The sequence below is a fragment of the Nocardia sp. NPDC003183 genome, from assembly GCF_053590715.1.
Window position 1 is genome coordinate 13778 of record NZ_JBSFTG010000011.1, and the last position, 24606, is coordinate 38383.

The 24606-nt window shown below is 71.0% G+C and carries 2 protein-coding genes; both read left to right on the plus strand.

Translation table 11 applies throughout. The features are described 5' to 3' along the window. A complete protein-coding gene (locus ACWDXS_RS25720; RefSeq protein ID WP_449969401.1) occupies positions 1-7524 on the plus strand; it encodes an amino acid adenylation domain-containing protein in 7524 nt (2507 codons plus the stop codon). A 122-nt stretch (positions 7525-7646) separates the two neighbouring features. After that, positions 7647-24590 (plus strand): amino acid adenylation domain-containing protein, encoded by a 16944-nt coding sequence (locus ACWDXS_RS25725; RefSeq protein WP_449969404.1) that lies wholly within the window; start codon positions 7647-7649, stop codon positions 24588-24590. Positions 24591-24606 lie beyond the last annotated feature (16 nt).

The following is a 24606-nucleotide window of genomic DNA, read 5'->3' on the forward strand; positions in this document are numbered from 1 at the left end:
GTGGAAACCCCCCGCCGCACGGGCCGTGCCGGTCGCCGACGTACTACCGGCGCACCGTTGTTCGGTCAGCTGCTCACGGCCGCCGTCGAATCCGCGGCCGATTCGATCGCGCTGCGCTACAACCCCACCGGGATGCCCGGCGCGGAACAACACCTCACATATCGGGAGCTCGACGAGCGATCCTCGCGCCTGGCACGTGAACTCATCGACCGGGGGATGGGCGCGGGCGATGTCGTCGCGATCGCCATCGCCCGCTCGATCGAATCCGTGCTCGCGGTGTGGGCCATCGCCAAGACCGGTGCCGCGTACGTGCCGGTCGACCCGGCCTACCCGGCCGACCGGATCGCCCATATCGTCGCCGACTCCGGCGCGACCATCGGCCTGACCACCGCGGCCCATCGCGCCTGCCTCGGTACCACCGCGTACTGGATCGAACTCGATGACCCGGTGGTCGCCGAGCGCATCGCCGTGCGGCCGGGGCACGCGGTGAGCTACGCCGATCGGGTCCGCCCGATCGACGAAGCGCACCCGGCCTACGTCATCTACACCTCCGGCTCCACCGGTAAGCCGAAGGGCGTCGTGGTGACGCACACCGGGCTTGCCACATTGGTCGCCGCCGAGCGCGAACACTATGACGTGCAACCCGATTCGCGGGTGCTGCATGTTTGCTCGCCGAACTTCGACGTGTCGGTGCTCGAGTTGCTGCTCGCCTTCGCTACCGGTGCGACCCTGGTGGTTTCGCCGCCGCGCGTGTTCGGCGGTTTCGAACTGTCGGACCTGCTGCGCCGCGAACGCATCACCCACCTGCTGATCACCCCTGGCGCGCTCGAGTCCGTCGACCCGGCCGGGCTGCCGGACCTGTCGACCGTGATCGTCGCGGGCGACCGGTTCGGCCCGGAACTGGTCGGTCGCTGGGCAACCGGTGAGCGCGCGTTCTACAACGGGTACGGCCCCACCGAGGCGACCATCCTCGCCACCAGCACCTCGGCGCTGCGGGCCCACGCGCCGATCACCATCGGCCACGCGGTGCCCGGCATGGGCTTGTACGTGCTCGACGCGCGCCTGCGGCCGGTGCCCGCCGGAGTGGTCGGCGAGCTGTATCTCTCCGGCCCCGCGCTCGCGCAGGGGTATCTGGGCAGGCCGGGGCTCACCGCGCAACGTTTCGTCGCCTCGCCGTTCGGGCCGGGCAGGCTGTACCGCACCGGTGATCTGGTGCGCCGGTTCGAACACGACGGCACGCTGGAATACCTGGGCCGCACCGACTTCCAGGTGAAGGTGCGCGGCTTCCGGATCGAGCTCGGCGAGATCGACAACGCGCTCACCGCGCACCCCGACCTCGACTACGCCGTGACGCTGGGTAAGACGATGCCCTCGGGCGCGACCGCGCTGGTCGCCTACGTGCTGCCGCGCGCCGGCCGCACGATCGACACCGGCGCGCTGGCGGAATTCCTCGCGGAATCGTTGCCCGCGTACATGATCCCGTCGGTCATCATGGTCCTCGAAGAGCTGCCGCTGACCTCGGTCGGCAAGCTCGACCGCGCCGCGCTGCCGACGCCGGTGTTCTCCGCCCGCGGTTTCCGCGCGCCCGCCACCCCGGCCGAACAGGTGGTGGCCGACGTGTTCGCCGCCCTGTTGCTGCGTGACGGCGCGGGCCGGGTCGGCGCCGACGACGACTTCTTCGAACTGGGCGGCGACTCGCTGCTCGCCGCGCAGGCGGTGGCCCGCATCGGCGCCGCGCTGGACGTGCGGGTGCCGGTGCAGGCGGTGTTCGAGGCGCCGACCGTCGCCGCCCTCGCCAATCGAGCCGAGCAGCACCGTGTTTCGGCACACGCGCTCCCGCTGACGCCGCGTCCGCGCCCCGAGCTGGTCCCGCTGTCCTACGCCCAGCAGCGGATGTGGTTCCTCAACCGCTTCGACCCCACGTCGGCCGTGGACAACATCCCGGTCGCGGTCCGCCTTTCCGGCCGCCTCGACCTGCCCGCCCTGCGCGCCGCGATCGCCGACCTGATCGCGCGCCACGAAGTTCTGCGCACGGTCTACCCGGTGTCCGACGGTATCGGCGCCGAGGGCCACGGCGCGGTCCTCGACGGCGAAGGTCACCAGCTGGTGCTGGCGGCGGGCGACCCTGCCGCGGTGCCCGAGTTCGAGATCGTCGAGGTGGCGGAGGAAGACCTGACCGAGGCGATCGGCGCTGCCGCGCTGACCGGCTTCGACGTCACCGCCGGGCCGCCGGTGCGGGTGCGGGTGCTCGCGATCTCGGACAACGAGCACGTCGTCGTCTGCGTGGTGCACCACATCGCCGCCGACGGCTTCTCGTTCGCGCCGCTGACCAGGGATCTGCTCACCGCCTACGCCGAACGGCGCGGTGGCGGCGCGCCGCAATGGCCGCCGCTGCCGGTGCAGTACGTCGACTACACGCTGTGGCAGCGTGAACTGCTCGGCGCCGAGCACGACCCGGATTCGCTGCTCGCCGCGCAAGTGGCCTTCTGGCGAAAGACGCTGTCCGGCTTGCCCGAACAGCTCGAACTGCCCACCGACCGGCCGCGTCCCGCCGTGTCGAGCCGGGCGGGCGGGTCGCTGAGCGTCCAGGTCCCCGCCTCGGTGCACGCCGGTCTGTCCGCGCTGGCCCGCGAGCACAACGCCACGCTGTTCATGGTGGTGCACACCGCGCTGGCCATGCTGCTGGCCCGGCTCTCCGGCACCCGCGACATCGCGATCGGCACCCCGGTGGCCGGCCGTGGCGAGCAGGCGCTCGACGAGCTGATCGGCATGTTCGTCAACACCCTGGTCCTGCGCACCGAGGTGAATCCGGCGACGAACTTCGGCGGGCTACTCGCCGAGGTCAGAGCACGCGATCTGGCCGCCTTCGGGCATGCCGACGTGCCGTTCGAGCGGCTCGTCGACCTGCTGGAGCCGGTGCGTTCGACCGCGCGGCACCCGCTGTTCCAGGTGATGCTGACCTTCCAGAACCTGGCCCGCACCGACCTGGCGTTGCCCGGCCTCGCCGTCTCCGCCGCCGACTTCACGGTGCCACTGGCGAAGTTCGATCTGCAGGTGGAGCTCGCCGAACACATCGGCGTCGACGGCGCGCCGCAGGGCCTGGCGGCCACCTTCGTCTATGCCACCGACCTCTTCGACCGCGCCACGGTCGCCGACTTCGCCGACCGCTGGACGCGGGTGCTCGCCGCGGTGGTGGCCGACCCGGCCAAGCCGGTCGGCGATATCGACGTGCTCGCCCCCGGCGAGCGTGAACTCGTCCTGCGCGAGGGCTATTCGCCCGGCATCGCGGTTCCCGAGGTCACGCTCACCGACCTGATCACCGCCCAGGCGCAACAGCGTCCCGAGGCGATCGCGATCAGGGCGGGGGAGCGGTCCCTCACCTTCGCCGGCCTCCTCGGTCGGGCATCGGCGCTGGCCCGCGCGCTCGTCGTGCAGGGCGCGGGCCCGGAAACCCTGGTGGCTGTGGCCGTTGCGCGCACCGAGGAGCTGCCGGTCGCGCTGCTCGCGGTGCTGCTGTCGGGTGCGGGCTACCTGCCGATCGACTCCGGATACCCGGCGCAGCGGCTGGCCTACATCGTCGACGACGCGAAACCCGCTGTTGTGCTGACCACCTCAGCCGAGCGCGGACTGCTGACGCCGCTCGCGGATCTGCCCGTGGTGTTGCTCGACGAGCCGCCCGTCTACAGCGACGCTCCGCTGCATCCCGATGAACGCCGTGCCCCGCTGCGCCCGGATCATCTCGCGTACGTCATCTACACCTCGGGTTCCACCGGCCTGCCCAAGGGCGTCGGCGTCACCCACCGCAATGTGCTCGAGCTGTTCGCCAACACCCAGCTGCTGTTCGCCTTCGACGAGGACGACGTGTGGACGGTGTTCCACTCCTTCGCCTTCGACTTCTCCGTCTGGGAACTGTGGTGCGCGCTGGCAGGCGGTTCGTCGGTGGTCGTCGTCGACCACCTGACCTCCCGGTCGCCGATCGAATTCCGCGAACTGCTGGCCCGTGAACACGTGACGGTGCTGAGCCAGACGCCCACCGCCTTCGCCCAGCTCGACGAAGCCGACCGGGCCGCGCAGGCCGCGGGCGCCATCGCGCTGCCGGTGCGGTACGTGGTCTTCGGTGGTGAGGCTCTCGACCCCCGCAAGCTCAGCCGCTGGTACGACCGCTACGGAAACGGGCCGGGCGCACCGGAACTCGTCAACATGTACGGCATCACCGAGACCACCGTCCATGTCTCGCACCAGGTCCTGACCGCGCGGACGGCGGACATCGTCGCCGACCGGGCGCCGGTGGACGCCGACCACATCGGCGGATCTGCCGTCGACCTGCCCGGCAGCCTCATCGGCCGTGCGCTGCCCGGACTGTCGGTGGTCGTCCTCGACGACCGTCTGCGTCCGGTGCCGTTCGGTGTGGCGGGTGAGCTCTACATCGCGGGCAACCAGCTCTCGCGCGGCTACCTCGGCAAGCCGGGTCTCACCGCCACCCGCTTCGTCGCCGACCCGTTCGGTGAACCGGGCGCCCGGCGCTACCGCTCCGGCGACCTCGGTCGCTGGATCGGGTTCCGTGGCACCCCCACCCTCGAATACGGCGGCCGCGGCGACCAGCAGGTGCAGCTGCGTGGTTTCCGGATCGAACCGGGCGAGATCGAGGCAGCCCTGCTGCGGGTGCCCGGCGTCGGGCAGTCCGCGGTCATCGTGCGCGCCGACGAGCACGCCGGAGACCGGCTGATCGCCTACGTCGTCCCGGCGACAGATGTAGTCGATCCGAACGACGCGCCCACGACCGTACTTCCGAAGCCGCCGGTAGGCGCGCGCTTCGGACGTGGCGACAGCGGCGCGGGGTCCGACGACGACTCCACGCCCGCCGATCTTCGCGTGGTCGCGGGTCTGGACCCGGTGGAAGTGCGGGCGGCCGTAGCCGAATTCCTCACCGGATACATGGTTCCCGACGCTGTCGTGGTGGTCGCGGAACTACCGATGACCACCAACGGCAAACTCGACCGGGCGGCACTGCCCGCACCGGAGTTCACCGCCGCCACCACCTTCCGCGCGCCGACCACTCCCATCGAACTCAGCGTCGCCGAGGTATTCGCGACCCTGCTCGGCGTGCCCGAGATCGGTCTGGACGACAACTTCTTCGACCGCGGCGGCAACTCGCTGCTGGCCACCAGGGCCATCGCCCGCATCGACCAGGCACTGAGTACCGACCTGGTGGTACGTGACCTGTTCGAGGCGCCCACCGTCGGCTCGCTCGCGGCCCGCGTGCGCCCAGGTTCGGTGGCCGCGCCACGACCACCGCTGATTCCGGCGCAGGACCGTGGCGTCGTTCCGCTCTCGCCCGCGCAACAGCGGATGTGGTTGCTCAACCGCATCGACCCCGACTCACCGGCGTACAACATCCCGCTGGTCCTGCGGTTGCGCGGCGCGCTCGACACCTCTGCGCTGCGCTACGCCGTCGCCGATGTGCTCGAACGGCACGAGGCGCTGCGCACCCGTTTCCCGGCCGATGACGCCGACGCTGTTCCGTATCAGGAGATCCTGCCCGTCAGTGCGGTGCTGCCGACCGGCCTCGCGCTGGAGGAATGCGACGATCCACGTGACCGGGTGATGCGTTTGCTCGCGGGCGGTTTCGATGTCGCCGAGCGAGTTCCCCTGCGCGCCGGGCTGTTCACCTCGCCAGCCGACGACCCGCTCGCGGAGGAAGAGTACGTGCTCGCCGTAGTGGTGCAGCACATCATCGCCGACGGTGCTTCGCTCGCGCCGCTGGCCCGTGACCTCGTGATCGCCTATCGGGCCCGCGTCGAAGGACGCTCACCCGCCTGGTCGCCACTGCCCGTGCAGTACGCCGACTACGCGCTGTGGCAGCGCGAGGTGCTCGGCTCGGAATCCGACGAGAATTCCACCGCCGCGAGGCAGTTGGAGTTCTGGCGGCACACCCTGTCGGGGCAGGCGGGCACGGTCGAGCTGCCGCACGACCATCCGCGCCCCTCGCACGCCTCGCTGCGCGGCGCCGATGTGAGCACCACCCTGACCGCCGACGTTCATGTCCGCCTCGCCGAGATCGCCCGCAGGCACAACGCGTCGCTGTTCATGGTCGTGCACGCGGCACTGGCCGTGCTGCTCGCCAGGATCTCCGGCAGCACCGATATCGCGATCGGCACCCCGATCGCCGGCCGGGGTGAACCCGAGCTCGACGACCTGGTCGGCATGTTCGTCAACACCCTCACCCTGCGCACCGAGGTCGACCCCAGCCGCGGTTTCGACGAATTGGTCAGCACCGCACGCGAAGTCGGCTTGGCCGCCTTCGCCAACGCCGACCTGCCGTTCGAGCGCGTGGTCGAGGAGGTGGCCCCGACCGGCACCGTGTCGCACAACCCGCTGTTCCAGGTGGTGCTCTCCTTCCACAACAACGAGACCCCCGTGCTCCGCCTGCCGGGCCTCACCATCGAGGCGATGGACCTCGCGGCCCGGCCCGCCAAGTTCGACCTGCAGGTCAACATCGAACCGCGCCTGTCGGCGACCGGCGAACCCGATGAGATCGGCATCGTCTTCACCTACGCCACCGACCTTTTCGACGAACACACCGTCGCCGCCTTCGCACGCGGGCTCACCGAGATCGTCACCGCGGTCGCCGCCGATCCCGCAGTGCGTGTCGGCGACATCGACCTGCGTGACGCCAGCGAGCGCGAACGTGAGCTGACGGCCGCGGCCTATGCCCCCGTGCCGTCGGCCAACGGTGCCGCGCTGGCGCAGGAACTGGCCTCGGCCGTGGAGGAAGACCCGGACGCACCTGCGCTCGAGCTGGGTGAAACGGCGATCGCCTACGCCGAGTTCGATGCCCGCTCATCACAATTGGCGCGTTCGCTGATCGCCCGCGGCGCCGGTCCGGGTACGGGAGTCGCGGTGCGGCTCGACCGAGGGGTGGACGCGGCGATCGCGACCTGGGCGGTGCTCAAGGCGGGCGCGGCGGTGGTGCCGCTGATGACGATGGACGCCCGCCCGCCGGGCAGCAACCTCGAGGTGAAACTCGGCCTGACCATCGACATCCTCGACGCCCCCGACGGGCTGGACTGGTACGACCTGGCCGACCCCGCGCTGCGGGCCGAACTGGCCGCGGAATCACCTCGTCCGATCGGCTACGCGCACCGCACCCGTGCCCTGCGCGGCGACGACGTGGCCTTCGCCGGCGGCGGTCGCACGCTGAGCTACGACGAGCTGGCGACCGCGGCCGAGCAGGTGGCCGAGCGCGCCGGGCTCAACTTCGAATCACGCACGCGAGCGGCGGGCCGACCTGATTCGGTGGCGGGCGTGCTCGAGATCGTCGCGGCCGCGATCGCGGGCGCGACGCTGGTGATGGGGGCAGACCAGGGGGGTGCGGACGAGGTGAGCCATGTGTTCACCGAGGCCGCGGTGGCCGTTGCCGAACCCGGCGACGGGACAGGTGCGAGGATTGTCGCGCTCAGTGAGATGATCGGCAACACCGGGCAGCCGCACGAGCGGCGCGCGGTGGTCGGGATGGATGGATAGGTGGAACGAACACTGGCTGGTCCGCACGCGGTGCGGATGAGTGGCAGTGCGCGTCTGTATCGGTACGAGGTGTGCATGACCGGGCAACGGCTAGTCGACTCCGTCGATCGGACGGAACTGTCGTGACCCGGGCGAACCGGGCGTCCGGCGCCCGCGCCCGGCAGCGCGGGAAGTCGCTGCCGCAACTGCTGTCCGTGGCGGTGGAATCCAACCCCGGTGGGCTCGCGCTGTCGTGGGACGACGGCGTGTCCGCGCCGGTGCGCTGGACCTACGCCGAGCTCGACGAACGGTCCAACCGGCTGGCCCGGCTGCTGATCGCCTACGGCGTCGGCCCCGAGGACGTGGTGGCCGTCGGCATTCCGCGTTCGCCGGAATCGGTGCTGGCGATGTGGGCGGTGACCAAGACGGGCGCGGCGTTCCTGCCCGTCGACCCGAACTATCCACCTGCTCGGGTGAGTCACATGCTGGGCGATTCCGGTGCGGTGCTCGGGGTCGCGGTCGGCACGGCGATGGACCGTCTGCCCGGTGCGCTGAGGTGGTTGTGCCTCGATGACGAGGCCGTCCGGCGCGCGACCGACGACCAGCCCGGTGATCCGGTGACCTTCGCCGACCGGGTCCGTCCGCTGCGGCTACAGCACCCCGCCTACATCGTGTACACCTCCGGTTCCACGGGGCTGCCCAAGGGCGTGGTGGTGACGCACGCCGGGCTGGCCGGGTACTGCGCCGAACAGCGCGCGCACTACGCGATCGAGCCGACCTCGCGCACGCTGCACTTCGCCTCGCCCTCGTTCGACGCGGCCGTGCTCGAACTGTTGATGGCGGTGGGCGCCGGAGCCGCCATGGTGCTCGTGCCCGCGGGCATTCTCGGCGGCGCCGAGCTGGCCGACGTGCTGCGTCGCGAAGCCGTCACGCACATGTTCATCACCACCGCCGCGCTGGCATCGCTGGATCCGGCCGGGCTCGACGCGCTGGCCGTGGTCACCACCGGTGGCGAGGCGTGCCCGCCGGACCTGATCCGGCGCTGGGCCACGGATACCCGCCGGTTCCACGACTGTTACGGGCCGACCGAGACCACCATCGTGACCAATATCAGCGCGCCGCTGGTGGTCGGCGACACGATGAACATCGGGGCGCCGCTGCGTGGGGTGACCGAGTACGTGCTCGACGAGCGCCTGGTCCGGGTGCCCGACGGGATGATCGGCGAGCTGTACATCGCCGGTCATGGGCTGGCGCGTGGCTATCACCGTCAGCCGGGTCTCACGGCGTCGCGCTTCGTCGCCGATCCCTTCGCCGGGGCCGAGGGGCGGATGTACCGTACCGGCGACCTGGTGCGCCGCCGGGTGGACGGTGCGATCGAGTTCGTGGGACGCAACGACTTCCAGGTGAAGGTGCGTGGGTTCCGGATCGAACTGGGTGAGATCGACACCGTGCTCACCGGGCACGACACCGTCGACTTCGCGGTGACCGTGGGTCATGAACTCGACAACGGCACAACGATTCTTGCCGCGTACGTCCACGCCGCGCCCGGCGCGCGCATCGAGACCGACCAGCTGTTCGAGCACGCCAAGGCCGGGCTGCCCGCGCACATGGTGCCGACCGCGCTGACCGTGCTCGACGCCATTCCCCTGACGCCGGTCGGCAAGCTCGATCGGGCCGCCCTGCCCGCGCCCACCCTGCGTGCCGAGGAGTTCCGGGCGCCCTCGGGTGCGATGGAAGAGCTGGTGGCGCATGTCTTCACCGAGTTGCTGGCACCGGAGAACCCGGTGGGCGCCGATGACGACTTCTTCGCCCTCGGCGGCAATTCGCTGCTCGCCACGCGGGCAGCCGCGCGCCTCGGAGCGGAGCTGTCGGCTCGGGTGCCCGCCGGTCACGTCTTCGAAAGTCCCACTGTCGCCGGTCTTGCCGCCCTGCTCGAACCGCTGAAGGGTGCGGGCGGTCACGCGCCGCTGGCACCTCGCGAACGCCCCGAGCTGATTCCGCTCTCGCCCGCCCAACAGCGGATGTGGTTCCTCAACCAGTTCGATCCGGGTTCGACCGCGGAGACGATCCCGTTCGCGCTGCGCCTGTCCGGACCGTTCGACGCGCGCGCCCTGCACGCGGCGCTGTCGGACCTGGTCGCCCGGCACGAATCCCTGCGCACTCTGTACCCGGTCCACACCGCCGAGGGGTACGAGCGAGGTGCCGACGGTGCGGTGGTGGACGGCGTCGGCCACCAGGTGGTGTTGCCGATGGCGCAAGCCGTCCCCGATGTGCTGGTCGACTCGCTCACCGAGGACGAATTGCCGCTGTGGCTGGGCGAATTCGCCGCCACCGGGTTCGATGTCGCCGCCGGTGTGCCGTTCCGGGTGGCGCTGGCCGAGCTCGGGCCGCACGATCACGTGCTCGCCGTGGCCTTGCACCACATCACCGCCGACGGCGCCTCGGTCGCACCGCTGCTGCGTGACCTGCTCGGCGCCTACCTCGCCCGCCGCAACCGATCGCGACCCCGATGGCAGCCGCTGCCGGTGCAGTACGTCGACTACACGCTGTGGCATCGCGAGCTCCTCGGCGCCGAAGACGACCCAGATTCGGTGGCCGCCGCCCAGATCGCGCACTGGCGCACGGCGCTCGCGGGACTGCCCGACCGACTCGACCTGCCGACCGATCGCCCACGCCCGCCCGTCTTCACCGGTCGCGGCGCCGAATTCGGGTTCCAGATTCCGGCGGCGGTGCACACGGCACTCGCCGCGCTCGCCCAGCGCAGCGGTACCTCCGAATTCATGGTTGTCCACGCGGCTTTCGCGGTGCTGCTGGGCCGGGTCGCGCACACCGACGACATCGCCATCGGCACCCCGGTGGCCGGTCGCGGTGCCAGGGAACTCGACGACCTGATCGGCATGTTCGTCAACACGCTCGTCCTGCGCACGCATCTCGACCCGCGCGCCAGCTTCGCCGAGCTGCTGCGCGCGACCAAGCGGGCCGACCTCGCCGCTTTCGCCCATGCCGACCTGCCGTTCGAGCGCCTGGTAGAACTGCTCGATCCGGTTCGCTCGCAGGCCCATCACCCGCTGTTCCAGGTTGCCCTGTTCTTCCAGAATCTGGACCTGCCGAACCTGCGCCTGCCCGGTCTCGACGCCACTCCTGTCGAATTCGGCGGTGCGGTAGCGCGTTTCGACCTACAGCTCACGATCGTGCCGGGTGCGGACCCGGCCGAGCCGATGGCCGCGTCGTTGCACTACGCCACCGATCTGTTCGATGCGGCCACCATCGAGATCCTGGCGGCCCGGTTCACCCGCCTGCTCGACGCGGTCGCCACCGACGCCGGTCTCGCGATCGCCGACATCGACCTGCTCACCGAGGTCGAGCGGGAGCAGAGCCTGGTGAGCTGGAACGAAACCCGCCACCCCGTGCCGCCGGAGCCGATGCTCGACGCGTATCGCCGTGCGGTGCAGACGCATCCGGATGCCACCGCGCTGGTCTACGAGGACACCGAGCTGACCTACCGGCAGTTCGACGAGCGCGTGAATGCCCTCGCCCGGCTGCTGATCGGCCAGGGCGTCGGTCCCGAAAGCCTTGTCGGCCTTGCTGTCCGGCGATCGCCCGACCTGGTGATCGGGATGTACGCGGTGCTCACCGCAGGTGGCGCCTACGTGCCGCTGGATCCCGACCATCCGGCCGATCGCATCGCCTACATCCTCGACACCGCCCGCCCGGCCTGCGTGCTGAGCACCCGTGCCGACGCCATCGAAGTTCCGCCCGGGACCTCGCTGCTGTTGCTCGACGAGCTCGATGTCGCCGGCGTACCGGGTGATCCCGTCCTCGCACCGGAGTTGCGCGCACCGCTGCACCCCGACCACCCGGCCTACGTCATCTTCACCTCGGGGTCCACGGGCAAGCCCAAGGGTGTCGCGATCTCGCACGCCGCCATCCACAACCAGCTCGTCTGGATGCTGGCGAAATACCCACTCGCGCTGGGCGATGTGTACCTGCAGAAAACCGCGACCACCTTCGACGTGTCGCTGTGGGGCTACTTCATGCCGCTGCGGGTCGGCGCGAAACTGGTGCTGGCCACCCCGGACGGCCACCGCGACCCTGCTTATCTGATCGACCTGATCGGTAAGCACAAGGTCACCGTCACCGACTTCGTGCCGTCGATGCTCACGATGTTCGCCACCCAGGCTGCTGTCGATACGAACTCCGCGTCCGAGGGCGATGCCGACCTGGAGTCGCTGCGCGAGATCTTCGTCATCGGTGAGGCGCTGCCCGCCGAGACCGTCGACGCCATGGCCGCGGTCAGTTCGGCCAGGTTGCACAATCTGTACGGGCCGACCGAAGCCGCTGTTTCGGTGACGTACTGGCCGGCCCGCCCTGGTGAGCGCTCGGTGCCGATCGGTTTGCCGCAGTGGAACTCCCGCGTGTACGTCCTCGACGATCGGCTGCGACCGGTGCCACCCGGTATCGCGGGCGAGCTCTATCTCGCGGGCGATCAGCTCGCGCGCGGTTATGTCGCGCGACCCGGTCTCACCGCCGATCGATTCGTCGCCGACCCCTTCGCCCCGGCCTCCGGCCTCGCCGCGGCGGGCGCTCGGATGTACCGCACCGGTGACCTGGTGGTGTGGCGTCGGCCCACCGCGAATGCCCCGCACCGGCTGGACTACCTGGGGCGCATCGACTTCCAGGTGAAGTTCCGTGGACAGCGGATCGAGCTCGGCGAGATCGAGACCGCGCTGCTGGCGCACGAATCCGTCAGCCAGGCAGTGGCATTGGTCGCGGCGACCGAGCTCGGTGACCAGTTGGTCGCCTACGTGGTGCCCGCGCCCGGCCACGCCGCCGAGCCCGACCGGCTCCAAGCCGCTGTTTCGAAGACCTTGCCGGTCTACATGGTTCCGGCGTCGATCACCGTGCTCGGCGAACTGCCGCTCAATCCCAGCGGCAAGCTCGACCGCAAGGCGCTGCCCGCGCCGAGCTTCACCGCCCGGGCGTTCCGCGCGCCGAGCACCACCCAGGAGCGGCTCGTCGCCGATCTGTTCGGGGAAGTGCTCGGCCGCACCGACATCGGCGCCGACGACGACTTCTTCGCACTCGGTGGCAACTCGCTGATCGCCACCCGCCTGGTCGCCCGCCTCGGCGCCGCCACCGGTGGCCGCATCGCCGTGCGCACCCTCTTCGAAACCCCGACCGTCGCCGGGCTCGCGGCGGTGCTCGACCCCGGCGCGGTGGCGCAGCCGACCAGTGGCCTCGGCACCCTGCCCCGCCCCGACGAGCTGCCGCTGTCGCCCGCCCAGCGCCGGATGTGGTTCCTCAACCGCTTCGACCAGGGCGCCGACGACGGAGCCGCCGCCTACAACCTGCCCTTCGCACTACGGCTGACCGGCGCCCTCGACGTCGCGGCGCTCACCACCGCGCTGCGCGACGTACTGGCCCGCCACGAGGTCCTGCGCACGGTCTACCCCGACACCGCCGACGGCCCGATTCAGCAGGTTCTCCCCGCCGACCAGGTCCACCTCGACTTCACTGTGCACCGGATCAGTGCCGGGCAGCCGACGGCCGGCGAGGCCGGATCCCGGGATGCCGCGACCTCGCTGATCGCCGCAGTGACCGCGCTCGCGTCTACCGCGTTCGACGTGACCGTCGAGGTTCCGTTGCGGGTCCGGCTGTTCGATGTCACGGACAGCGGACCCGACGCGCCCACGGAGTACGTGCTCGCCGTGGTGGTGCACCACATCGCCGCCGACGCCTCCTCGATGGCGCCGCTGGTGCGCGATGTGACCACCGCCTACCTCGCACGGACCGCCGGACATGCCCCGGAGTGGGCCGCGCTGCCGGTGCAGTACGCCGACTACGCGCTGTGGCAGCTGGATCGGCTCGGTGCCGAGGACGAGACGGATTCGGCGGCTGCCCGACAGCTCTCGTTCTGGCGCTCCGAACTCGCCGGCCTGCCGGATCTGCTCGAACTGCCCGCCGACTACCCGCGGCCCGCCGTCGCCTCCCTCGCGGGTGGACGGGTGCCGGTGCGCATCGACGCCGAGACGCACGCCGCGCTCGCGGCGCTCGCGCGCGACCGCGGCGCCACGGTGTTCATGGTGTTGCACACCGCTTTCGCCGTCCTGCTGGCCCGGCTGTCCGGTGCCGCGGACGTGGCGGTGGGCACTCCCGTCGCCGGACGCGGAGAGCGCGAACTCGACGATCTGATCGGCATGTTCGTCAACACGGTCGTTCTGCGCACCCGCTACGACGGTGGCGCCACGTTCGCCGAGCTGCTCGCCGCCCAGCGCACGAGCGACCTGGCCGCCTTCGCCGCGGCCGATGTTCCGTTCGAGCGACTGGTCGAGGTGCTCGATCCGCCGCGCTCCACGGCACGTCACCCGCTGTTCCAGGTCGGTCTGTCCTTCCAGAACATCGACCGTGCCGCACTGGAACTGCCCGGCCTGCGGATCGCGCCGGTATCGGCGGAACTCGCTGTGTCGCAATTCGATCTGCATCTGATCGTCGGCGACGGTTACGACGCCGACGGGGCGCCCACCGGCATCGAGGGCTTCTTCACCTATGCCACCGATCTCTTCGACGCCGCGACGGTGGCGGCCTTCGCCGACCGGCTGACGTTGCTGCTCGACGCGGTGATTCGCGAGCCCGCCGTGGTGGTCGGTGATGTCGACCTGCGGTCCGCCGAGGAGCGCGCGACCGAAATCGTCAGTGGTGCCGCTGATCTCGCTGTGCCCGGTGGCACGCTCGCCGACCTGCCGTCGGTCGCCAGGCCCGAAGCTGTCGCACTCGTAGCCGACCTGCCCGAGGGTCGCCTCGAGCTCACCTACGCCGAGTTCGAATCACGGGTCAACAGGCTCGCGCGGCATCTGATCTCGATCGGCGTCGGTCCCGAGTCGCTGGTCGCGCTCGCCCTGCCACGGTCGATCGATCTCGTCGTCGCCATGTACGCGGTGACCAGGTCGGGCGGCGCCTACGTGCCGATCGACCCCGATCAGCCCGCCGATCGCACCGACTACATCCTGCACACCGCCGCCCCGATCTGCGTGCTCACCAACGGTTTCCGTACCGACGCCGCGCCGGTGGTGCGCGTCGACCACCCGGTGATCGCCTCCGCTGATCCCAGCCCGATCACCGACGCCGACCGCCGCGCGCCGCTGCGCCCCGACAACACCGCCTACGTCATCTTCACCTCCGGCTCCACCGGTCGCCCCAAGGGCGTGGCGGTGCCGCACGCTGCGGTGATCAACCAGTTGCAGTGGCTACGCGGTGAATTCGGCACGGACGCCGCCGATGTGTTCCTGCTGAAAACCCCCGCCACGTTCGACCTGTCCGTCTGGGAATTCTGGTCCGCCGCCATCTGCGGTGGCCGCCTGGTGATCGCCGCCCCCGACGGGCACCGCGACCCCGCCTACCTGGACGCCCTGATCACCGACGCGGGCGTCACCACCCTGACAGCGGTGCCGTCGCTGCTCGACGCGCTGTCCGGGTACTGGGAGTCGTCCGCGCACGACGAGAACGGCGAACCGAGCCGGGTCGTGCCGTTGACCCGCATCCTCGCGATCGGCGAATCCCTGCCCGCCGCGCTGGCCCAGCGCCTGCTGAAGACGTTGCCCGGCACCAGGATCGACAACCTGTACGGACCAACCGAGGCCGCTGTGTCGATCACCGATCACCGTGTCGGCACCGCCGACGTGCTGACCGTGCCGATCGGCGCGCCCGCATGGAACAGCCGCGTCTACGTTCTCGACGAGCGGTTGCGGCCCGTGGCCCCCGGCATCAGAGGCGAGCTGTATCTCGGTGGCGTCCAGCTGGCTCGCGGTTACCTGCGCAAAGCGGCCCAGACCGCTGATCGTTTCGTCGCCGATCCCTTCGAGCCCGGCGCTCGCATGTACCGCACCGGTGACCTGGTCGCGCGCACACCGCTGACCGAGGTACCGGACAGCCTGCTCCCAGCCGGTCGCGCCACAGCGGGCGGCGAGCTGATCTACCTGGGCCGCAGCGACTTCCAGGTGAAGATCCGCGGGTTCCGGGTGGAGCCCGGTGAGGTGGAAGCCGTGCTGGCCGGGCTGCCCGCGGTGACCCAGGCCGCGGTGCTCGCCCGCACCGACGCCCATTTCGGTGATCGACTGGTCGCCTATGTGGTCGGCGCGGATCTCGATGTCGCACAGTTGAAGTCCGCGCTGGGGGACAAGCTGCCGACCTATCTGGTGCCCGACGCGTTCGTTGTCCTCGGGGAACTGCCCTACACCGTCAACGGCAAGCTGGATCGAAAGGCGTTGCCCGCGCCGGTCTTCGAGGCCGCCACCTTCCGCGCCCCGGCGACCCCTACCGAACAGGTGGTCGCGGAGGTCTACGGCGAGATCCTCGGAGTCGCCTCCGTCGGCGCCGACGACGACTTCTTCGCCCTCGGCGGCAACTCGCTGCTCGCCACCAGGGCGGCGGCCAGGATCGGGACGGCGCTCGATCGCGCGGTCGGCGTCCGATTGCTGTTCGAAGCGCCGACGGTGGCCGATCTCGCCCTGCGCGTGCACCGATCGGACGAGGCCACCGCACCACGGCTGCTCGCCGGACCGCGCCCGCAGCGGGTGCCGTTGTCACTGGCACAGCAGCGGATGTGGCTGCTCAACCGGCTCGACCCCGACGCGACCGTCTACAACATCCCGGCCGCGATCCGCCTCACCGGCGCCCTCGACCTGACAGCCCTCGGGCTCGGTGTCGCCGACCTGTTCGCCCGGCACGAGGTGCTGCGCACCCGCTACCCGGCGCGCGGGGACGCGGCGATCCAGGATGTGCTCGCGCCCGACGCGGTGCGCGTCGACCTGACCCCGGTCGAGGTCGCCCCCGACCAGCTCGCCGACGAGGTGCGCCGGATCGTCGCCACCGGGTTCGACGTCACCGTCGAGCCGCCGGTCCGCGTGCGGCTGCTGCGCCTGGGCGCCGACGATCACGTCCTGGTGTTCGTCGCCCACCACATCAGCGCCGACGGATTCTCCATGGGGCCGCTCACCCGCGACCTCGTCCTCGCCTACACCGCGCGCACGGCAGGCTCGCCGCCCGCGTGGTCGCCGCTGCCGCTGCAATACGCCGATTACGCGGTGTGGCAACGCGACTCACTCGGCGACGAAGCCGACCCCGCCTCCACGGCCGCCGCCCAGCTGGCCTACTGGCACGACGAGCTCGCCGGCCTGCCCGAGGAGATCGCCCTCCCTGCCGACCGTCCGCGCCCTGCGGTGCAGTCCTTCGCGGGCGCCACCAGCACCTTCGAGATCGACGCCGCACTGCACGCCGAGCTCGCCGGCCTGGCCCGCGCGCAGGGCGTCACGGTGTTCATGGTCGTCCAGGCCGCGCTCGCGGTGCTGCTCGCCCGGCTCAGCGGCACCGACGACGTCGCCATCGGGACTCCGATCGCCGGCCGTGGCGCCCGTGAGCTCGACGATCTGGTCGGCATGTTCGTCAACACCCTTGTGCTGCGCAGCCGGATCACCGAGAGCGATCCGTTCACCGCGCTGCTCACCCAGACCCGCGACACCGATCTGCGCGCCTTCGCCCACGCCGACGTCCCGTTCGAGCGGGTGGTCGATGCGCTCCAACCCGCGCGGTCGGCGGGCCGACACCCGCTGTTCCAGGTGGCGCTGTCGTTCGAGAACCTCGCCCCGGTCGCCTTCGAACTGCCGGGAATCACGGTGGGCGCGCTCGACGCCCGCACTGCCGAGGCCAAGTTCGACCTGTTGCTCACCATGCGTGAGCAGCAGGACAACGGCGGCATGCACGCCGAATTCGCCTACGCGACAGACCTGTTCGATGCCGAGACGGTGCGGAGTTTCGGTGCGCGCTTCGTCCGGCTGCTCGCCGCCGTAGCCGCCGACCCCGATCTCGCCGTGGGCGATATCGACCTGCTCGACCCCGCCGAATTCCTCGCGAACATCACCTTCGCGGGCCCGGCGGCCGAGCCGGAGCGCACCCTCGCCCAGCTGATGGACGAGGCGGTGCGCGCCGATCCGACCGGCATCGCCCTGCGCGGTGACGGGCGCGGATTCACCTATACCGAGCTCGATGCCGCCGCCAACCAGCTGGCCCGTGGCCTGATCGCCCGTGGTGCAGGCCCGGAAGTCGCAGTCGCCGTGGCGATTCGGCGCTCGGTCGAATCGGTGCTCGCGGTCTGGGCGATCGCGCGCACCGGCGCGGTGATCGTGCCGATCGACCCCGGCTATCCGGCCGAGCGGATCAGCCACATGGTCACCGACTCGGGCGCAGTCTTCGGTATCACCCTCGCCGCCGAACTCGCCGGATTGCCCACGCTGTCCGGCGCAGGCGGCTGGGTAGCGCTCGACGATCGCGCGTTCACCGCCGAGATCGCCGGCTGTGCCACCGTGGGCCTGCGCGAGATCGAACTGCTCACCCCGCCGAGCACCGCCAATGCCGCGTACATGATCTACACCTCCGGTTCGACCGGACTGCCCAAGGGCGTCGTTGTCACCCATGCCGGGCTCGCCAACTTCTGCGCCGAGCAGAAACAGCGCTACCGCCTCGACTCCGCCACGCGTGCACTGGCTTTCGCCTCCCCGTCGTTCGACGCGTCGGTGCTGGAGCTGCTGCTCGCCATCGGCGGCGCGGGCACCCTGGTGGTTGCTCCCGCCGGATCCGTCGGCGGCACCGAGCTCGCCGAGCTGATCCGTACGGAGGGCGTCACCCACGCCTTCCTGACCCCCTCGGTGCTGGCCACCCTCGACCCCGACGGCGTTCCCGGTCTGCGCGTCCTGATCGTCGGTGGCGAGCACGTACCCGCCGACCTCGCCGCGCGCTGGAACACGCTGCCCCAGCGGCACTTCCACAACGGGTACGGTCCCACCGAGACCACCGTCATGACCGCCATCAGCGACCCGCTGCGGCCGGGCGATGCCGTGCACATGGGCGGCCCGATCCGCGGCATCCGCGCCCTGATCCTCGACGAACGCCTTCGTCCGGTCCCCGGCGGTGTCACCGGCGAGCTCTACCTCGGCGGCCTCCAACTCGCCCGCGGCTACCACCAGCGCCCCGCTCTCACCGCGGCGCGCTTCATCGCCGACCCGTTCGGTCCCGAGGGCGCCCGCCTGTACCGCACCGGCGACCTCGTTCGCCGACGTGGCGATGTCCTGGAGTTCCAGGGCCGCAACGACTTCCAGGTCAAGATCCGTGGGCTGCGCATCGAGCTCGGCGAGATCGACGCCGTGCTGGCCGCCGCACCCGGAGTCTCCTGGGTCGCCACGCTCGGCCGCGACAACGGCGCCGGCTCGACGATGCTGGTGTCCTACGTCCTGGCCGACGAGGGCCGAGCGCTCGATACCGCCGAACTCACCGCGCTCGCCGCGCAGGTGCTGCCCGACTACATGGTGCCCGCCGCGATCATCGTCCTCGACGAGATTCCGCTGACCCCCGTGGGGAAGCTGGATCGGCGCGCGCTGCCGGACCCGCTCGCCGCTCGCGGCGAATACCGTGCGCCCCGTACCGCCGCCGAGAAGACCATCGCCCGGGTCGTCGCCGATGTCCTCGGCCACGACCGGGTCGGTCTCGACGACGACTTCTTCGCTCTCGGCGGCGACAGCATCACCGCCATCCAGGTCGTGTCGCGGGCCTCGGCCGCCGGAGTGGTCCTGCGACCGCGCGACCTGTTCGACGCGCGCACTGTCGCCGCGCTCGCCGGACGCGCCGAAGTCGCCGTCGCACCGAGTGCGCCGTCGGCCACGCTCCCGCTCACCGCCACCGCCGCCCAGCTCGCCGAAGCGGGCGAGGCCGCGGTCGAACCCCGCGCGGTACTGCTCGAAGTACCGGCAGACTGCCCGGACGAGGCCGTCGCGGCCGCCGCAGCCGCGGTGATGAACCAGCATCCGATGCTGTGGGCGCTGCTCGACCGCACCGGCGACACGCCGGTGCTGCGCATCCCGCCGCCCGACGAACGCATCGGCGACGCCTTCCGCAGGCTCGACAACGAAGACGGTGAGTCCTCGCTACCCGTCGACGACATCGTGGCCGCGGCCTCGGCAGCGCTAGACCCGGACGAGGGCCGCAACATCCACTTCGTCCTCACCGGCGACGCCGGTAGCTCGGCCACCCTGGTCGTCGTCGCCAATGCCCTCGTCCTGGACGAGAATTCGTGGCGCGCGGTGGTCGACCAGCTGACCACGGCCTGGAGCCGCGGCCGCCACGCCGCACCCGCCGCACCCGATGCCGGACTCGGCGACCTGGTACGCCACCTCGCCGCATACCCGTCCACCGCCGCCGCACGGGCCGAACGCGCCTACTGGCATCGCGCGATCCGATCCAGGGCAGGCGAATCCGCCGATCTGCACCTGCGCAACCGGGTCTCGCTGAGCATCACCGGCGAGGGCACCACCGCGGTGCGCACCGTCGCCGATGCCTACCGCGCCACTGTCGACGAGGTACTGCTCACCGCCGCCGCGCTGGCCCTGCACACGGCCGCCGACACCGCCGCGGCACGGGCGATCGGCACGGTGGTGCGGCTGCGCGCCGACCAGCGCCTGCTCGGCCGACCCGATGCGGAGAACGTCGTCGGCGGGTTCACCACCGACTACCCGCTCGCGCTGCGCCTGGACGGCATCGACGTCGCCGACGCGCTCGTCGGCGGTCCCGCCGCGGGAACGGCCCTGGCCCAGATCAAGGAACTGCGCCGCGCGGTTCCCGCCCACGGCGCCGGCTTCGGCCTGCTCCGCTACCTCGACACCGAGACCGCCGACAGTGTCCGCACGCTGGATCGCGGCCGATTCGCCGTCCGTCTGCGCGACCTGCGCCCCGCGCGCGTGCACACCGATGTGGCCGCCGACGACCTCGCCCTGGTGCTCACGGTCGACGCGACCGATGACGGCTTGGTCGCCCGATTCGACTACGCCACCGCCGTACTCACCGCGGACGCGGTCAAGACCTTCGCCGAACACTGGATCCGCGCGCTCGGCGGACTCGCCGAACACGGATTGCAGCCCGGCGCGGGCGGATTCACACCGTCGGACTTCCCGCTGGTGCGACTCGGCCAAACCGAGCTGACGCGTCTGGTCCGCCGCTACCCACTGCTCAGCGACGTGTGGCCGGTGACGCCGCTGCAATCGGGCATGCTGTTCCACGCGCTGCTCGCGGAGAACTCGGTCGACCCCTACATCACCCAGTTCGTGCTCGACCTCGATCTGTCCGTGGACGACGAGAAACTGCACGAGGCGGCACAGGCCGTGCTCGACCGGCACGACAACCTGCGCGTCGCGTTCGCCACCGACGCCGCGGGCACCCCCCTGCAAGTGGTGCTCGACGACATCGACGTGCCGTGGCAGGTCATCGACACAGTGCTCGATGGCGCCCCTCCCGAGGGCCCTGCGTGGTCACGCTCCGCTGCCGCCTCCGGGCCCGCCGGTCGGGGCGCGGACGACGCCGCCTACCAGCGCATTCGCGCCGCCGATCTGGCCGCGCACTTCGACATGGCCACCGCGCCGCTGCTGCGGTTCACGCTGGTGCGCACCGCCGAGACCGCGCACCTGCTCGTCACCAGCCACCACATCCTGATCGACGGCTGGTCGACCCCGCTGCTGCTACAGGAACTGCTCACCGCGTACGTGGTCGGCGGTCGGAGCAGGCGCCTGCCCAAGGTCGCGCCCTACCGCGATTACCTGGCCTGGCTCGTCGGCCAGGATCTCGAAGCCGCCAGGACCGCATGGCGCACCGCGCTCACCGGCCTGGCCGAACCCACTCCGCTCGCGCCCGTCGATCAGGGCCGCGAGATCGCCACGGGCACCGGCGAAACCGGGTTCGTGCTCGCCCCGGCGGACACCGCCGCGCTGAGCGAGCTCGCCGCGAGCCTCGGCGTCACGGTGAACACCGTTGTCCAGGCGGCCTGGGGCCTGCTCATCGCACGGCTGGTGGATCGCGACGACGTGGTGTTCGGCGCCACCGTCTCGGGCAGGCCGGCCGAGCTCGACGGCGTGGAACGAATGGTCGGGCTGTTCCTCAACGCGATTCCCGTTCGCGTGCGGTTGCGTCCCGGCGACACCGTCGCCGAGCTGCTGCGCACACTGCAGGACGATCAAGCCGCGCTGCTCGATCACCACTATCTGGGGCTCGGTGAGATCCAGGAGATCGCGGGCATCGACGCGCTGTTCGACTCGCTCGTCGTCTTCGAGTCGTTCCCGGTCGACCGCGAAGGACTGGCACAGGCCGCGTCCGGATCGGCCGCCGTCACCGGGATGGACGCCGCCAACGGCACCCACTACCCGCTCACCGTGCAGGTGGTCGCCGACGGGCAGCTCCGGGTCTCGGTGAAGTACCTGCGCGATGTGTTCGGCGAGGACACCGCCAACGCGCTGGCGCAACGCTTTTCGATGCTGCTGGCGAGGTTCGTCGCGAGTCCGCAGGCCAGGATCGCCGAGATCGATGTGCTGCTCGCGGAGGAACGCGCGACCCTGGCGGCGGTCAACGCCACCGACGCGCCCGAACTGCTCGACGAGGCGACGCTGCTGTCGCTGTTCGACGCGCAGGTCCGGCGCACTCCCCAGGCCACCGCACTGGTCGACGGTGAAACCACCTACACCTACGCGGAATTCGACGAACGCGTGCGCGAGCTCGCCGGTTCCCTCCGTACACGGGGCGCCCGGCCGGAGACGCTCGTCGCGGTCGCGATGCGGCGCGGCATCGACCTGGTGACCGCGATCTACGCGGTGCTGCGGACTGGTGCGGCGTACGTACCGGTCGACCCGGACCACCCGGCCGAACGGACCGACCGGGTGCTGGCTTCGGCCGCGCCGATCTGCGTGCTCGCCACCGCCGGTTTCACCACCGACTCCGGCATTCCCGTCCTCGAGCTAGCCGCCGTCAGTGGCGAAGCGGCGGAGCTGGAGCTGCCGAAGGCCGACAATCTCGCCTACGTCATCCACACCTCCGGGTCCACCGGCACGCCCAAGGGCGTCATGCTGACGCACCGGCAGCTGGTCAACCAGTTCCGCTGGGCGCAGCGCACCTACCCGCACGGCCCCGGCGACGTGGTTCTGTACAAGACCCCGGTCACCTTCGACATCTCCACCTGGGAGTTGCTGTGGCCGTTGCAGACCGGCGCCACGGTGGTGATCGCCGCCCCCGACGGTCACCGTGACCCGGCCTACCTGGCCGAGGTGATCACCGAACGCGCCGTCACCACCGTGCATTTCGTGCCGTCGATGCTGGATGCCTTCCTCGCCGACCGTGACACGGGCGAATTCCCCTCGCTGCGGCGGGTGTTCGCGGCGGGCGAGGCGCTGACGTCCTCGACCGCGCGCCGGTTCGGCCAGGTGCTGCCCGCGGCGGCGCTGGTCAACTGGTACGGCCCCGCCGAAGCCACCGTGGTGACCGCGGCGCAGGTAGAAGCCGGTCCCGCCGTGGGTATCTCGATCGGCATACCGGTCGCCAACACGCGCGTCCACGTGCTCGACCGGCAACTGCGACCCGTCCCGCCCGGTACCGCGGGGGAGCTGTACCTGGAAGGGGTGCAGCTGGCCCGCGGCTACCTCGGCGCGCCCACCCTCACGGCCGAACGCTTTGTCGCCCATCCCGGCGGCGGCAGGCTCTACCGCACCGGTGACGTCGTGCGCTGGACTACCGACGAGAGCCTGGAATACCTGGGCCGCAGTGACTTCCAGGTGAAGCTGCGCGGTCAGCGCATCGAGCTCGGTGAGGTCGAGGCGGTCCTGCGCGATCATCACAGTGTCCGGCATGCTGCCGTCGCGCTCGTCCACGGCCCGACGGGAGACCGGCTGGTCGGCTACGTGGTGCCGGTCGAACCGCCGGTCGAGGAAGCCCCCGCGTCGGCCCGACCGGAGGGCTATTCGATCGAAAGCGGCACCACTACCACTGGTTTCGATCAAGTCGCGTTGCTCACCCATGCCAGGGCAGCGCTCCCGTCGTACATGGTTCCGGCGACCGTGGTGATCCTGAGCTCGCTGCCGCTCAACGCCAGCGGCAAGCTCGACCGCAAGGCCCTGCCCGTCCCCGCCTTCACCACCCGCGCCTACCGGCCGCCGACCACGCCGTTGCAGCGTGCCGTCGCCGAGGTGTACGCGGAGGTGCTCGGCGCGGGCAAGGTCGGCCTCGACGACGACTTCTTCGAACTCGGCGGCAACTCCCTGATCGCCACCAAGGCGATCAGCCGCCTGCGTACCAGGGTCGGCGCCGAGGTGCGGGTGCAATGGTTCTTCACCGACGCCACTGTCGCCGCGCTGGCCGAGCGGATCGACGCCACCCAGTCCGCCGGCGGCGATCGCGACCTCACCTCCGACCTCGAATCCGACGACGCCCTCGGCGTCCTGCTGGCCATCCGCAACCGGGTGCCGCACGGCACGGAAGCCGGCGGAGCGCTGTTCTGCATCCACCCGATGTACGGGCTGTCCTGGTGCTACGCCGGGCTGGCACAGTACATTCCGGCGCGGCGGCCGATCTTCGGGCTCCAGTCGCCCGCGCTGAGCGAGGCGGGCTACCTGCCGGGCACGCTCGCCGAGATGGCGCGCCGCTACGCCGCCGAGATCAGGACCCAGCAGCCGCACGGCCCGTACCGGCTGATGGGCTGGTCGCTGGGCGGTGTGCTCGCCCACGCCGTCGCCACCGAACTCCAGGCGGCGGGGGAGCAGGTGTCGTTGCTGGCGATGCTGGATTCGCATCCCGATATCGATGTCCCCGATTTCCACACGGCGGTCCGCGACGCGCTCGCCGAACTCGGCGTCGACATCAGCGCGGCGCTGCCCGCCGCGGGGGTACGCGAGCTCAGCGAGGACGCACTGGCCGCGCTGCACGCGATCATCCCGGCCAACATGGCCGTACTCACCCCCGAACGGGTGCGCCGGATCTATCGCAGCGCGGTGCGCTCGGCCGAGCTGATCGCCGAACACCGGCCCGCGGTGTTCCGTGGCAGGCTGGAATACTTCAGCGCGCTCGGACATGAGGCGGCGGCGGCCAATTGGGCCCCGTATGTCGACGGCGCGGTGCGTGATCGGCCGGTCGCGGTGGTGCATGATCAGATGACCTCGCCGCAGGCGCTGGCGGAGATCGGTCCGCGATTGGCGGAGCTGCTCGACGCCGGTGACCGCGCGGCCGGGGCACGGTGACACCAACGCTGGTGCG